This window comes from Capnocytophaga haemolytica (assembly GCF_001553545.1).
GTDB lineage: Bacteria > Bacteroidota > Bacteroidia > Flavobacteriales > Flavobacteriaceae > Capnocytophaga > Capnocytophaga haemolytica.
On record NZ_CP014227.1, the window covers coordinates 1320124 to 1334902 of the forward strand.

At 42.6% G+C, this 14779-nt stretch carries 19 protein-coding genes; 16 read left to right on the forward strand and 3 right to left on the reverse strand.

From position 1 onward, the window contains the following. Positions 1 to 3: 3 nt before the first annotated feature. The 7 genes from AXF12_RS05825 (at position 4) to AXF12_RS05855 (ending at position 7802) form a co-directional block, all read left to right on the forward strand. Positions 4 to 456: a hypothetical protein gene (locus tag AXF12_RS05825; protein ID WP_066429140.1), complete on the forward strand. Its 453-nt coding sequence runs from the start codon at positions 4 to 6 to the stop codon at positions 454 to 456. 85 nt (positions 457 to 541) lie between these two features. After that, complete coding sequence (locus AXF12_RS05830) at positions 542 to 1033, forward strand: hypothetical protein (RefSeq protein ID WP_066429142.1); 492 nt, start codon at positions 542 to 544, stop codon at positions 1031 to 1033. A gap of 194 nt (positions 1034 to 1227) precedes the next feature. After that, on the forward strand, positions 1228 to 2022 hold the full coding sequence (locus AXF12_RS05835) for a hypothetical protein (RefSeq protein ID WP_066429145.1): 795 nt from the start codon (positions 1228 to 1230) through the stop codon (positions 2020 to 2022). Between the two features lie 4 nt (positions 2023 to 2026). Further along, a complete protein-coding gene (locus AXF12_RS05840; RefSeq protein ID WP_066429147.1) occupies positions 2027 to 6025 on the forward strand; it encodes a phage tail protein in 3999 nt (1332 codons plus the stop codon). A 31-nt stretch (positions 6026 to 6056) separates the two neighbouring features. Next, on the forward strand, positions 6057 to 6719 hold the full coding sequence (locus AXF12_RS05845) for a hypothetical protein (RefSeq protein WP_074860716.1): 663 nt from the start codon (positions 6057 to 6059) through the stop codon (positions 6717 to 6719). A 13-nt stretch (positions 6720 to 6732) separates the two neighbouring features. Then, positions 6733 to 7233, forward strand: a complete 501-nt coding sequence (locus AXF12_RS05850; RefSeq protein ID WP_066429148.1) for a glycoside hydrolase family 73 protein — start codon at positions 6733 to 6735, stop codon at positions 7231 to 7233. A gap of 38 nt (positions 7234 to 7271) precedes the next feature. Next, positions 7272 to 7802, forward strand: coding sequence for a hypothetical protein (locus AXF12_RS05855; RefSeq protein WP_066429150.1), 531 nt, complete (start codon positions 7272 to 7274; stop codon positions 7800 to 7802). 87 nt (positions 7803 to 7889) lie between these two features. On the opposite strand, the gene AXF12_RS05860 is transcribed toward AXF12_RS05855, so the two are convergent. After that, positions 7890 to 8546, reverse strand: coding sequence for an Ig-like domain-containing protein (locus tag AXF12_RS05860; RefSeq protein ID WP_066429152.1), 657 nt, complete (start codon positions 8544 to 8546; stop codon positions 7890 to 7892). Positions 8547 to 8623: 77 nt separating this feature from the next. Further along, positions 8624 to 9592: a S24 family peptidase gene (locus AXF12_RS05865; RefSeq protein ID WP_066429154.1), complete on the reverse strand. Its 969-nt coding sequence runs from the start codon at positions 9590 to 9592 to the stop codon at positions 8624 to 8626. A 31-nt stretch (positions 9593 to 9623) separates the two neighbouring features. Here AXF12_RS05865 and AXF12_RS12080 point away from each other — a divergent pair, with 31 nt between their 5' ends. Further along, positions 9624 to 9887: a hypothetical protein gene (locus AXF12_RS12080; RefSeq protein WP_074860713.1), complete on the forward strand. Its 264-nt coding sequence runs from the start codon at positions 9624 to 9626 to the stop codon at positions 9885 to 9887. Here AXF12_RS12080 and AXF12_RS05870 read toward each other — a convergent pair. After that, positions 9853 to 10293: a hypothetical protein gene (locus AXF12_RS05870; protein WP_066429157.1), complete on the reverse strand. Its 441-nt coding sequence runs from the start codon at positions 10291 to 10293 to the stop codon at positions 9853 to 9855. The genes AXF12_RS12080 and AXF12_RS05870 overlap by 35 nt on opposite strands. A gap of 205 nt (positions 10294 to 10498) precedes the next feature. Here AXF12_RS05870 and AXF12_RS05875 point away from each other — a divergent pair, with 205 nt between their 5' ends. From AXF12_RS05875 to AXF12_RS05910, 8 genes are read left to right on the forward strand one after another with little or no spacing between them, the layout of a single operon-like run. Beyond that, positions 10499 to 10720, forward strand: a complete 222-nt coding sequence (locus tag AXF12_RS05875; protein WP_066429159.1) for a hypothetical protein — start codon at positions 10499 to 10501, stop codon at positions 10718 to 10720. Between the two features lie 23 nt (positions 10721 to 10743). Further along, complete coding sequence (locus tag AXF12_RS05880) at positions 10744 to 11169, forward strand: hypothetical protein (RefSeq protein ID WP_066429161.1); 426 nt, start codon at positions 10744 to 10746, stop codon at positions 11167 to 11169. 4 nt (positions 11170 to 11173) lie between these two features. Next, positions 11174 to 11497 carry a helix-turn-helix domain-containing protein gene (locus AXF12_RS05885; RefSeq protein WP_066429163.1) on the forward strand — a complete coding sequence of 108 codons (324 nt, stop codon included), beginning with the start codon at positions 11174 to 11176 and terminating at the stop codon, positions 11495 to 11497. 53 nt (positions 11498 to 11550) lie between these two features. Continuing rightward, positions 11551 to 12159 (forward strand): hypothetical protein, encoded by a 609-nt coding sequence (locus AXF12_RS05890; RefSeq protein WP_143325001.1) that lies wholly within the window; start codon positions 11551 to 11553, stop codon positions 12157 to 12159. 49 nt (positions 12160 to 12208) lie between these two features. Beyond that, entirely contained in the window at positions 12209 to 12460 is a 252-nt protein-coding gene (locus tag AXF12_RS05895) for a hypothetical protein (protein WP_066429167.1), read from the forward strand. A gap of 6 nt (positions 12461 to 12466) precedes the next feature. Then, entirely contained in the window at positions 12467 to 13333 is an 867-nt protein-coding gene (locus tag AXF12_RS05900) for a DUF1351 domain-containing protein (RefSeq protein ID WP_074860711.1), read from the forward strand. Positions 13334 to 13337: 4 nt separating this feature from the next. Continuing rightward, positions 13338 to 14099 (forward strand): phage recombination protein Bet, encoded by a 762-nt coding sequence (gene bet, locus AXF12_RS05905; protein WP_082752976.1) that lies wholly within the window; start codon positions 13338 to 13340, stop codon positions 14097 to 14099. Positions 14100 to 14104: 5 nt separating this feature from the next. Continuing rightward, positions 14105 to 14779: an MBL fold metallo-hydrolase gene (locus tag AXF12_RS05910; RefSeq protein ID WP_066429171.1), complete on the forward strand. Its 675-nt coding sequence runs from the start codon at positions 14105 to 14107 to the stop codon at positions 14777 to 14779.

The following is a 14779-nucleotide window of genomic DNA, read 5'->3' on the forward strand; positions in this document are numbered from 1 at the left end:
AAGATGGCAGAAATTACGTGGGGAAAACCCAAAATTGAAGTTGCCAAGTTGGTGAATGGTGAGATACCTTCAACACCAAATACTTGGGTAGAGTTGGATACTCCTAAGGAGGGCACTACCAAACTAACGACCGAAAAGGGCGAGAAGAAGGAGGCAAAGATTGAAGGGGGCGAGGTGATTGACACCAAAGTAGGGAAGAACAAGTATACCCTTGAATTTGAGTTGTACTTAAAGCGAGGTTTTACGAGGAAAATCCCTGATGTGGACGGAGTGGTTACTGACCACTATGCGATTAGGATTACCCCTGAAGACGAGACCTTGAAAGGCTACTTAATTGAAAAGTGTAGTGTATCGGTTGAGGAGAATTGGGGCAGCGATGAAGGGGGTACGCTTAAGTACACCTTTGAGGTGCTCAAGCCTAAGACGGGGAATATGGTAAAGCCGTATACCGCGTAAAATTTTAGGGGTTAGTGATTAGTGTTTAGGGGTTAGTTTCCTTATTCGCTAATCACTAACCACTAATTACTAATCACTAATAGAAATGAATATAGAAAGACAAACCGCAGATACGTTACTGCAACGCCCTAAGCGGGTGGAGGTAGTGGGGAAAATGTATGAAGTGCCTGTCATTACGGCGGCTACGTTGGCTCTGTTTTCTGAGCAGGTAGCTTCTATTGGGGTGCAGGATGTGGACGCTGAGCGTTTTTATGAGGTGCTCTTTGAGAATGCGGGGAAAAGCAAGGATGTAGCCCGCGCTTTGGCGGTGCTTATCTTAGGGGCGAAAGTGGTTGAGAGGCTGAAACGCCGCTGGTGGACGCGATTTGTGGGGGGTGATGCCCTTAGCAGGCTGACGGATAGGATTTACTATGGCTTGCCGCTTGAGGAAATGGCGGCTTTGTTTCGTACGCTGTTAGAGGATATACAGCCTACGGTTTTTTTTTCGCTTATCATTTTCCTAAGCGGAATGAACGCGACCAAACCCACGAGGACGACAGAAGCGACAGCCTCTGGGCAGTTATCGGGGGCTTTGTAAAGCAGTACCCAAGTGTGAGCATACGGGAGGCTCTTTATGAGATTAGCTATGCGAATTTGCTGTTGTACAGCTCTGTGTTTCCTGATTATCATTCGGAGGGTGAGAAGTATAAAGAACCTAAGATAACGGATAAAAGCCCTGAGTACAATCGTATTTCGGAGGCAATTTTTAATGATAGGCTATGATAGAGAGTAATGAAAATCAATAATATACATATAAGTCAGTGGAATGCTACCTTGCTTACCGATAGCTTTGGTGAGTTGCTTTCTTTTCCTGCGCTGAAACTGCCCTATAAAAACGATTGGGCAGAGGAAAACGGCACGGAATACGACCTTGAAACTCCTGTGTGGGACACGAGTGAGGTAGTGTTGAAGTGCTATGTACCTGCGGGAAGTTACGAGGCGTTTACAGAGGCTTTGAAGGGAAATGTACATAATGACTATACCTTTGAGAAACTACAAAAAACCTATCGTTTGCGTCTGAGTAGTATCACCATTGAGAAATACCTCGCTGAGGGTATCTTTATGAATGTAAAGCTCGTGAATGACAGCCCGTTTAGCGGCTATACGTACACGATGCCACAGCTGAGCACCTACGACACAGGGGCACTCCTTGACGGCAAAAAGATAGCTAACTATGGGGTGCGACTCTTGCAAGGCAGCCAAGAAAAGATACTCAGCAAGGGGGAGATTAAAGCACCTCTACAACTACAAAATAACGCAATGAAGGGCGTAAAAGTTGCCGAGAGTTCGCCAATGGTGTACAAAGAAAAAGTGGTAAAACTCAAATGCAATATCCACCAGCCTATTGCTGACTTCTTTGCAGGCTATGAAGCGTTTTTTTACGACCTTACAAGGTCAGGTGAGCACTCCCTTACCTACGAGGGCACTCCCTACAAGTGCGTATATAAAGATAGCAAAGTAACCGCTACCCTGATTGACGAACGCGGGGCGTGGGTAGACTTTGATTTAGACCTTATATTTGTGTAAAACGATGAAACTATATACATCAAAAACAACCTTTAAAGACATCGACCTTAAGGACGATAGCTACCGACTGCGCTCTATTGCGGGCGAGCATAACCTTACATTGCTCTTCGACCTGCCCGAGTTCTACGAGTTCCCCATAGGCACTTACTGCGACTTTCAGGGCGAACGCTACACACTCCTCAAAGCGCAGGATTTTAAGAAAATCAACGACTGCCATTATGAATATACCCTCGTGATGGATAGCGAGGCAGGATTGCTCACCGCCGTCCGCTTTAAGGACTTAGCTTCTCAGAAGGTCAAGTTTTCCATTACAGCTACCCCACGTGAGTATATACGCTTGTTGGTGGATGTGCTCAACCAAAGCGACACTAAGGGCTGGACTATCGGCGACACCCTCGACAAGGCAGAAAAGACGATTGTATTCAATCACCAAAGTTGCGCCGAAGCGTTGCAGACCATCGCCCAAGCCTTCGAAACCGAATGGGAAATCATAGGCAAAAAGATACATCTGCGCAAAGTAGAGCATAACGCCGACAATCCTCTTCCGCTTGCTTATGGCAAAGGCAAAGGCTTTAAGAGTGGCATCGGTCGCACCACACAGACCCAGCGCATTACACGCCTCTACGTACAAGGAGGAGAGCGCAATATCGACCGCTCTAAGTATGGAAACGACAGCCTTCTACTGCCCGCCAATCAGGAAATAGAATATCAGGGCGTTACCTATAAAACTGACCCCAAAGGGCTGTATATCGAGCGCAAGGAAAAAGAGAACTTTACTTATGAAGCCTCGCTCGACCTTTCGAACATCTACCCTAAGCGCGTGGGCACTGTAAGCGAGGTAATCGTCAAGGATAAAGACAAGCACGAGTACGACTTTACAGATAGCACCATACCCGCACCCTTAGACTTTACCAAATACCAAGTCAAAGGGCAGACGCTGAGCGTTATCTTTGAGAGTGGAATGCTCTCAGGGCGTGAGTTCGAAGTGAATTACAAGCACGCCGAACGCCGCTTTGAGCTTATCGCCAAAGAGGAAGACGGGCGCACTATGCCTGATGATACCTTCAAGCCTGCCAAAGGTGACAAGTACGCCGTATTCGGAATGATGATGCCACAGGAGTACATAAGCAACCCCGCTGACAAAAGCGGTGCCAGCTTCGAGATGCTACGCGAGGCACTCAAATACTTTGCCGAGCACGAGCAAGATAAATTCACCTTTACGGGCGAACTCGATGGGATATGGGCAAAGAAACGCTGGGAGAACGTAGGCGGGCGCATTGTGCTCGGTGGCTATGTTAATTTCACTGACCCCCACTTTAAGCCCAACGGCATCAAAATACGTATCATCTCCATTAAAGACTACATCAACAACCCTCACAGCCCTGTAATAGAGCTGAGCAACGAGGTAGTAGGTGCTGGAGCTATCTCCTCACTCTTTGGGAAAATTAAAGAAAACGAAGTCATTCGTGAGGATATTTATAAGAAGTCAGTTGATTTCACCCGCCGCCGTTTTAAGGACGCACAGCAGAGTGCAAAAATGATAGAAAAAGCCTTTAAGGACTATTCCAAGAGTTTGAACCCCGCTACCCTACACACAATGCAAGCCCTCGTAGGCGACAAGTCGGGGCAATTCCGCTTTGTCAGCAGTAGGGTCAATCCACAAGAGCGAGGCTTGAATGTAGGCTTTGATGTAGCTCATAAACAATTGCACGTACCCCAAGCCATATTGCAGCACCTTACCATAGGCGTGGAGGCAGTAAAGCCTAACCGACCTGTTAAAGAGTATCGCTTTTGGGACTTGCCTGAATTTACATCAGGAAGCCTCGATGCCGCTGAAAAGACTTACTACCTATACGTAAAAGCCAACAAGGCAAACGACACAGGGGAATTTCTTTTATCCGAGAATACCATTGCCACCGAAGGCGTAGCGGGCTATTATCATTTCCTTGTAGGTTTAGTAAGCTCAGAGGCCGACGGGTCGCGTTCCTTCGTGCCCACTTATGGTTTTACTGAGATTTTGCCTGGACAAATCAACGTCCGTAAGCTATCTTCCACTGACGGCAAGCAATACATAGAACTGCTTTCTGACAAGGTAAAAATCGTAGGCGATGTAACCTTTACGGATAATAGCCCTGCGCTGAAACAGGTAGAAAAAGCCACAAAAGACGAGCTGGATAAGTTAAAGATTGGTGGAAGGAATTTGCTGTTAAAGAGCAAAGAGCGCAAGACGGTTACAGCAACAACTCCCGAAGAAAGTTGGCTGGCAGAGTGGAAATTATCGCAACCTTTGAAAGAAGGGGAAACCTATATTTTTGATGTTACAAGTTACAAGCAAGTGCCGCGTTACTTTTTATGGGATGGCGCTTGGGGTACAGACCAAGAGATATTCCCGCAAAAACCATTTGTGGCAAAAAGGGGGTACACTTTGATGAAAGCACATCAATCGGGGCTTCCTTTCAATTTGGATATTGAGAAGGCAAAACTTGAAAAAGGCAATGTTGTTACTGACTGGTCGCCCGCTCCTGAGGATTTAGAGGAACCTTTTCAAAACTTACATATAGGCAATAAAAATTTTGTGTTGAACTCACGGATAACAATGAGTTCGGCAGCACACGCAGACGGGGGCACTTTCTCAGAAGTGGACGACCCTATATTTGGTAAAGTGGTTAAATATTCACGTCCAGAAGGTGGAGGTAATTTTCAATTTGAGTTTGATGTTAAGAATAGGGCTTACCTAAATGGAAAAGATTTAATCTATTTGGTAATAGCAAAACCTATACAAGAAGTAAGGTTTTATTTTGGAATATGGGATAAGACGTATACTGTCATATCAAACAATAGCAACAAAAAAGATTTAGGTAATGGTTGGTATTGCTATTGGGCAAAGGTGAAAGCAGAAAATGTAGGCGCTGGTGTATGTGGCATTAATACAGTTGGGGGTGAATGGTTGTTTTACGCAGTAGGTATATTTGAAGGAACGCATTTTGTTGATTGGACGCCTGTTACTGCTGACTTGGAGTTAGAGCAGGAAAATATCAAAAAGACAGCGGCAACCCTCGCAAAGAAAACAGACTTTCTAACAGAGACAACCATTAAAGGTAACACCATCGCCACAGGAACGTTGCAAGTAGGCAACTCTAAGGGAGCGAATGCGGGTATCACAGGTACAGGAGAGGGTGCGGACGCAGTGCGTTTTTATGCGGGGTCTGATTACGAACATCTCAACAAAGCTAAGTTCTTTGTAACCGATAGCGGCAAGCTCAAAGCCACAGAAGCTGAAATCTCAGGGACTATCAACTCAACCAAAGGAAATATCGGCAGCTTTGAAATATCGAATAGCTATTTAAAAAGTGGTGATGAAATGAGAAGCCTTTTACTTTCTGAGAACCTTGTAGCGTTCAAAGACGACTATGATGGTGTCGATGTACGATTTGGTTCAAGTGTATTACCACTCACATCAGGTATCAAAGGATTTAAATATACATCATATAAACCCAAAAGTCCCTACGATGGCGCAATAGGAGATTATGTCGATATGACAGGTTTAGACATATCATTCAGCAATATCGCTGGTTTAAAGCCGTATGGGCACGTTTTTGCATCTGTACGACTTGGAAAGAGTTTACAAGTGGGCAGCCATTCTGTTTTTGAAACAGAATATATTGGAGAAGCTAATCCAAATGTTATTAAATCTAATATTGGGACAACACAAGTTTATGTACTCTACACAACACAAGACGGTGAAAATGTTGTGTATTTACCAGGTGCTTCAGACCTTCAGAGGATATTAGGGACTTCTGATGTTACTTTTAGACTTGAAATATTTATGAAAGTCAATTCTCCTGGCTATATACAAGTTCGAGGGGTTGCAGATGGAGTGTTGTTGAACAATCAAAATGGCATTTGGAATGGTGGATTTGGTAAGAGAAACTTAGATGGGGCGGATTCTCTAATATTAAGGTACAGTCAATCACATTATTACTTGATAAGCAATGGAAATTAGTTAAAGTTAATTTAATAAACATTTAGAAACAATGAAAAAGATTTGGCAAAAATGGAGGTACAAGATAATGATTGCGGCATTGCCGCTGGTGCTGGTGCTTAGTTATAGCAGTGAAGGAGGAAATATAACTTTTTGGGAGCGGATGCGTTGCTTGCTGGAAGTTATCTTTAAGTCGGCGCCATTTATGATTGTGTATTTGTTTTTTGTGGATTGGTACGGGAGCAATCAGGTGTTTGCGGTGTCGATTGGTACGGCGTTGCTGGTCAATATGCTGGTGGGGGCGCGTTGCCATTGGAAAGATGGTACGTTTAGCATCAAGGAGATGCTGAAAAAGGAAATCGAAATGATGATGGTTGTTTCGTTTGCATACATATCCTTAAAAGTGCTTACAGCGCCACTGAATGAGAGCTTTGCGGGGTATATGTTTAAGACGTCGATTGAGTTTGTATCAATATTGTATCCTGTATCGAAGACGCTGAAAAATATATTTATTATCACCAACGGAAAGCACCCACCTGCATTTATTATGAAGGCGTTGTACAACTACGAGAAGGAGGGTAAGTTAAAGGATTTTTTCGATAGTGTAACGGGAGGGGAAAGTAGTCAGAAGTCAGAAGTCAGTAATGAGGAGGCTGGGGTGAGCCACACGGGCGAAATAGAGAGTAATGAGGAGAGAGTAGAGAATAATAACTAAAAACTAAAAGAGAATGACACCAAAGGAATTTGTAAAGGAGTATTTGCCTTATGCTCAGGCAAGTGAGAAAAAAACGGGCATTGCGGCGGCGTTTACGTTGGGGCAGGCGGCATTGGAGAGCGGCTGGGGCGAAAGCGCACCACATTATAACTTTTTCGGAGTGAAGGCACGTAAGGATACTCCAATGAGTAAAAAGCAGACTATAATAACTACTGAGTACCTCAAAAAAAAGGGTGTAAAATTTCCTGCTGTACTTAGTGAAACGCCAATAGGCAATGGAGTGTATAAATACCGAGTGATGGACTGGTTTATGGCTTATGAAAACGCTACGGAAGCATTCGATGACCACGGGGATTTCTTTTATAGGAATAAGCGTTACGTTGAGGCGTTGAAGCACAAGGGCGACCCTTATAAGTTTGCCGAAATGATTGCAGCGGCAGGGTATGCAACATCTCCAACGTATGCAGATAAATTGAAGAAAGTAATACGAATGATTGAAAAAGAAATGCCATAGAGTGGACAGGGGTTAGAAATCAGAGAAAGGATTATATTATGAGAAAGATATTTTTTATAGGTTGGTTGCTGGTGATATGCTTTGTGCTGTTAGGGTGCAAGGTGAGGAAGGTAGACACTGAAAAGCACGAAACACGTACAGAGGTGCGCTATAATGCGCATTTGGATAGTGTGACTACTGAGGTGCTGGAGCGTATGCAAAGGCTCGAAAATAGGGGCTTGTTGCAGGCTGGTAGCTTTTCACTCAGCACGGTTAAGGATAGTGCTGGGGGTGTGCGTGATTTGGTGTATACACACGAACGTAATGGCAAAGTGATTGAGAAAATCACTGTTACAGGCGGGCGGTTAGCAACCGCTGGCAGTTATAAAGTGATAGAGAGTAGTGTTATACAAAGGGATACAGTGCAGAGGCGTGCGGGGGTTAATTCGGATAGTGCTAAGGTGCAGACTACTCGTTCGAGCACGGTGTACAAGGAGCGCAAAGTAAGAGTAAGGGGCTTTCAGTGGGGGGTGTATGGTGTAGGGTTGGTGGTGATAGCTTTATTTATATACTTGCGCCGCAAACGATAGAGTTCATTCCTCATTTGAGGGAAGGAAATAGAAAAACGCACATCTTAGGGGGTGTGCGTTTTTTTGTTATATTTTGTAACATTATTATTATGATTTAAAGAAAAATATGTTCACGCTTTTAGATTCAACTTTTAGCAAAGCGACTGTTTTTCTATCAGGTGAAAAGAAAAAGAGTTGATCCTCTTTCCTCTCATAGAAAAAATATCTTTCTTTTAACCAGCTGATTATTTCATCTGAGGAATAAGATGTTATAGGAATGCTTAACTGTACGCCATTCTTTGCCTCTTCCTTAAAAATATAGATATATCTATACCTTAGACTTCCTTCTTTTAAATAAAGAACTAAGCCTTCTCCTTTATCATCAATATCTGTTGTTTTCCCTTTAAAATGACTGAGGACATCCTCTTTTGAGTTGGATATATATGGTTCTTCAAAGGTAGTATTTTTTGGCGAAACTACTACTTTTAGATTAAGCGATGTTTTGCCATCGGACACCTTAATGGTCGTTTCTCCTACTAATTTCGCAGAAATAACGCCTTTGTCATCAACAGCTGCTATTAAATCATTCTCGGAGGTAAATGTTATTTTTTGAGCAGAGACAGCCCCAACATCTACCTTTTCCCCAACAAACAATTTAAACTCTTGTTTGCTTACTTTTAAAGGAGCTTGCGCTTCTTTTTCATCACTTTTTGAGCATCCGATAACGCTCACAATTACAAATAGTAAAAATAAAATCTTTTTCATTGCTATAAAATATTTAGTTATTGATTAGTATTCTTTGCAAAGGTACAAAATATTTTTGACATACAAAATTTTTTTAGCTAAAAACTTACGCACATCACTTTAACAAATATATTAAATACGTCGTCGAGGTTTACTTCAAAAGGGGGATATTCGGGGTTGATAGACTCACATAGGACAACGCGCTTGTCTTTGGTGGGTTTTAGGCGTTTGAGGATATTTCCGTTACAGGTATCGAGGACGAAAATTTTGCCCCATTCGATAAATGCGAGTTCGTTAATGCGTTTGACAACTACGAGCGAGCCGTTAGGGCATTCGGGTGCCATACTATCACCATTGACAAACATTGCCCAGTCGGCACCTTTTACGGGCACTTTTAAGCGTTGTAGGCGGTAGCGGCTGTCGAGGCTATCGGCAAAGCCTGTGAGGGAACCGCCCATAGCGGAGATGGGGAGCAGTGGCACGGAGTACTCATCGTTTGGGTCTATTTCATCGGGTTCATAGATTTGCAGATCGCTGAGTGTTATTTGTGGGGTGGTCAGCATATTGCCTTCCCCTGTAAGTAGCCACCTGAAATTGATATTGTCGTTTTTCTTAGTGATATCGGTTAATGGTGTTATATCGGCGTTGGAGGCGTTTTTGAGGCGGTCGATTTGTTTTTTGGTTTTATATTCGAGGTTTCGGCGGGCGAAATCGTCGACGGTGCTGTATCCGAGGTGACGGGCGACTTGCTCGATACGTGCGAGGTAGGGGGAGGATGTGAGGGTTTCTGTATTGGGTGCATTGAGCATTTCACCTTCACCGTTGAGGAGCCACGAATAGCTTATCTCGGGGAAAGCGTTTGTGATTTTACTTATTAATCCTTCTGTAAGGTATTTCTCATCTCCATTTATTGCAGCGGATAGGTTTGTTCGACCAAAATCTATTTTTTCAGAAATAAGAGTTTGATTTTCATACTCAGTGTTACCTTTAATATATCTAATAGCTTTTTTAAGCCTATCAGATAATTTTTCTGTACTACTTTTTGTAGTATTTAAACTATTTTCCATATCTTTGCAAAAAATTTAAAGTTATACAATTATGAATGATGTATCACACGAACAATTATTAGAGCATATCCAAATGCTCGAACAACTGAATTATTTATGTCTATTTGACAAAGTAGACAGACCTATTTTATCACAAATAGTAAACAAAAACTTATCTTTTAGCTTCCGTCACAAACTACTCAAAAACACATTAGAATGGTTTGAAAATGTTCCTATTGTTGCATCTACATATTCTGCTAAGGACTATTATCTTTTAGACTCTAATGAATACTATTTGCAAGAGCCTGAACGTTAGCCTTCTCTTGTTCTTTACTCAATGTATTTCCTACTGTGTTGGGGCTGAAACTTATAGGAACTGAAAAGGATATGCGATTTACTGAATTATTTTTCAGTAGGTCGCTTTCTTTTTGGCTTACATCAGCTCCCAATCCTATTAGGGATATTACTTTCATACCTATCCCCATCGCGCTTTGACTTTCTGTGCTTCCTGTATTCTCAGCAGATACCATTAAGTCGAAACTTATATTTTGCACTTGCCTATAGGTAAGGTCTAACTCCCTTGCAGGTATTACACCTTCTTTATTGAGGTGAGGATTTACCAACACGCCTAATTCTTTAAGTTCGTCTCTTGCTTCTTGCAGCCCCTTTGCTATTTCTACAATCGTAGTTTTTACAAAATCACTTAAAATTACCTCTTTCATATTTGTTTAAAAATCAAATACTTGCAAAATATTTTTGATTTTATACTAAAAAAGTTAGTAAAAAATTTGGAAGTATACTAACTTTTGTCGTATCTTTGCAGCGTCAAAATGATAGTAACAAAATGACGCTGCAAATGTACGTAAAAAAAAGATACTAACAAACAAAAAGGGCAAAATAAGTTATTAATGTAATACATATAGAGAAATGAAAGTAAGAAAAGAGGTTAGAAGTTTATTCTATAAGAAAGAGATACACAGGGCGTTAGAGGACGAACTTTGTAGGCATTATGAGACGCTGAAGCGTTGGTTGAATGCAGACCCTACGCCGTTCTATCATCATTCGCCTGCGATTAGGAAGGCGTTTTTGAAGATAGTAGGTAAAACAGTTAAGGGGGCGTTTGAGCCTTCAGCGGGTGAAAGTAAGTAGTAACGATTTAAAATTTAAACACGATGAAAGTAGTAATTAACAATGAAGTAAAAATAAGCGAAGCAACAGAGCTTATAGTAACAGTAAAAGAAAAATACTGCACTTATGCAGTGGTGAACGGCGTTGAGTACATCGATAAACGTGCTGAGATGACTTGTGCTGATTACCCACCTTTTCAAAAGTTTATAATTGACCTTAAAACGGGTGTTATCACCAATTGGAAGAAGGGCGTAACGGCTGAGATATTTTACAAAGTGGTTGATACTGCTTGTTATACACTACTCAGCGGGCGTAAGTTGGCAGCATATAAAGAAGGTTATGTACCTGAGTTCTTAGCTATCTCACACGAGGGCTGGGGCGATTATATCGCAATTGATGTAGACGCTAACGGGCAGATTAAAGATTGGCAGATAACGGCTGAACAATTAGAAAAATACTTTAACGAGTAGGCAAATGAGAACGGTAGTACAAAGATTAGTAGAAGAGATTGACACGTTGCATCACAGTGAGCGTGTCGCCCTCTTTAAAGAATTAGGGGTTGTGCCTGATAGCACGGACATTATAGCCAACGCGCTTGAGATAGTAGAAAGGCGCAGGCTGCAAAGCCAGCTAATGGGCACGGCTGAGGCGGCAAAGTACTTGAATGTTACAGCGGCGACGATACGCAAATGGTATGAGATGAATAAGCTGAAGAATGTGAACCCTAAGAAGGGCGGGCACCCAAAGTTTGCTGTTGCTGACTTGGACGCATTTAAAGAGCATAAAAAAACAGCCTGATGGCTGTCAGGCTGTTCTTCGATAAAATGAATTATCAATTAATATTTTATATAATGATGGCAAAAGTACAACAAACAAATGAAATGACAATGGCAAATGACAACTTTTTTTCTTACGAGGGTCGTTTGCAGTACAAGGGTAAGACTTATGCAGAGTGTTTACCTTTTGAAAAAGAGGCGTTTAACAAGGCGTTGAGCAAAGCGAGGGGTACGGACTTTGCAAGCCAGTTAGAGCGGGCAATATTGCCTTTATTTCTTCAATATTCACCGATGAAAAAGAAAGAACTAACAGTAGACAACAAGGTAAAGGACGCTATTTTTGGGCGTATCTTAGAGAAGTTGGCGCCCGATGATTGTAATACTTCTGAAAGGTGGGTGCTATCGGCAACGCACAATAATTATGATGTGGCTATTTACGGTGAATATGCAGGCGATAAAATAGAGTATGAGGTTGAGGCTTACAAAGAAGTTAGAGGCGAATGGATAGTGCTCGACCTTACAGAGGCACAACGGGACGCACTGGAAAGAAAGTCGTATGCTGAGTATAGGGCTTGTGAAAGGCGTGAAGTGGAGGAACGTTATGAGCAGGCTCGTGAAGAGGCTGAGAATGCGGGCTGGTATGATGAGATGATGCGAGAAACGAGCGATTGGTATTCTTTGTAGTGAAAAGTGAATAGAGAACAGTGAACAGAATTTTTAAATAAACACGATTATGTTACAAGTAGGTAAGTTTTATAAGAAGGGCATATTCTACTATTATTTAAGTAGTAAAGATTATGATATTTGGGACAAAGAAAGCCCGTATTTCGGGGGCACTTGTGTGACTGATGGCTTGAATACCATAAGTTCAGCAGAACAATTGTATAACTTAGAGGGTTTGCAAGAAATTAGTAAAGAGGATTTTTTAAAAGTCTTTCACAAAGCACAAAATGCAATTGATAATTCAATAAAAACGATAAACTAATAAACGATGAAAGAGATTATAACATTACAACAAGCGCCGATAATTCTCTATAATATGCAAGAGTACGCAAAAGATTTAGCGGCGAGGATTGCATCGGCTGAAATAGAGACGGCTATCGTTACAGACGAGAATATAAACACTGTTAAGAAGGTGCGGGCGGCTTTTACCAAAGAGTTCAAGGCGATAGATGCCAAACGCTTGCAAGTAGAGCGAGAACTTACAGCCCCTTGGAAAGAGCTAATGGAGCAGTATAATACCCTCGTAAAATCGCAGTATGACGATTTTGACAAAGTTTGTAAAGAGAAGGTATTTGCGCACGAGGCGGGCAAAAAGAATGAAAAAGAGCTTAATGTAAAGGCGTATTTCGACGAGCTTTGTGCCGCTAAGGGTATCGACTTTTTACCCTTTAAGAGCTTGGGGCTAAATATCACCCTGAGCGAGGCGGTGAGTAAACTCAAAGAACGCGTAAGAGCTACGGTTGAGGGTGTAACGAATGACCTCGAACTCATTAACAACGTTCCTGAAAGCGATGAGTATAAAAGTGAGGTGCTGGCTGAGTACAAATGTACCCTGAGCACAGCTGGGGCGTTTAAGGCGGTGAATGAACGTAGGGATGCCCGTGCCGCTGAACTCAAACGATTAGAGGCGCAAAAACAGAGTGCACCAGTTGCACCAGTTCAGGCGCAACCACAAGCACCGATATTACAAGCTCCTACGATGGCAACAAGTGCACCAATTGCACCAGTTCAGGCGCAAATCCAAAGAACGCCGCATAGATTGCTTTTTGATATGCTTTGCACCGATGAGCAAGCAGATGAATTGGCAAACATTGTTAAACAATATCTAAAAACTAATAACATTCAAATATTATAAGACGATGAAAACACAAGTAATCACACCACAGAACGCAACACAACCAACCAATGCAGCAGCGATACAGCCACAAGGTAAAAACCCTGTGGTAGAATACGATGTAGCAGGCGAGAAGGTAAAACTATCATACCAAATCATTAGGGACTACCTCACTAAGGGCAACGGAGCGGTAACGGACGCCGATTTGATGCAGTTTATGAGCATCTGCAAGTTTAACAAGCTCAACCCCTTCCTCAGTGAAGCCTATCTTATCAAGTTTGGCACACAGCCTGCACAAATGATTGTCAGCAAAGAGGCACTTATGAAGCGAGCAGAGGCTAATGAGAATTACAGCGGCTTGCAGGCGGGGCTAATCTTACGGCGTAACAATGAGATTTTAGAAGTCGAGGGCTGTTTTTACTTAGCTACTGATGAGATATTAGGTGCGTGGGCAAAGGTATATCGCAAAGATCGCACCGTTCCAATCGTGGCAAAGGTGAATTTAAGCGAATATGACAAACGACAATCGAGCTGGAACGAGAAGAAAGCCACAATGATAGCAAAGGTCGCAAAGGTACAAGCCCTTCGGGAGGCGTTTCCAGCACAGCTCGGGGCGTTGTACACTCAGGAAGAACAAGCGGGCACGATTGATATACCCCATAGAGAGGTAGTAGACGCACAAATCATTGAGCAATCAGAACCAATGGAAGCGCGCCCCACAATTGAGGAACTGCAAGAAGCTGAGGTAATCGATGAAGGACCTACAATGATTAACGTAAAAGATTAGAAGGTATGAAAGCAATTGTTATCAATTCAGGGAGCGACGGCAACGCGGTATTGTACGGCTCGGTGTTGGTGGACTGTGGGGTGAGTTTTAGCAAGCTCAAACCTTACATACAGCAAATACAGCTTGTACTACTCACCCACGCACACAACGACCATCTCAATGTAAGAACGCTGCAAATGCTGCAAGAGGCACGCCCTGCGGTGCGTATCGGTACACCTGAGTACTTATTATCGGAGCTTTCTGGGCTGAATAACATTGACGTTTATAACATCGATTTCCTCACAAAAGGCGATGTGTGGGTAAATTACGGCGACTTCAAAATAAAGCCCGTAAAGCTTTATCACGATAAACCTAACTGCGGCTATCGAATATTCATTTATGAGGGGGCAGAGGTCAGCGGTCAGAGGTCAGTACCTTACAAAATATTGCATTGTACGGATACGGTAACGCTGGAAGGCATCACTGCACGAGGCTATGACCTTTATGCTATTGAGCACAATTATGATGAGGAAAAAGCACAAAGGGCGATTGAGGAAGCTCGTGCAAAGGGCAGGTATTGCCACGCGGTAGGCAGCATAAAAACGCACCTGAGTTGGCAGCAAGCGCGTGCGTTTATCGAGGCAAACCGCAAAGAGGATAGCCAAATATTAGAATTACACAAATCAGAAACATTTTATTAA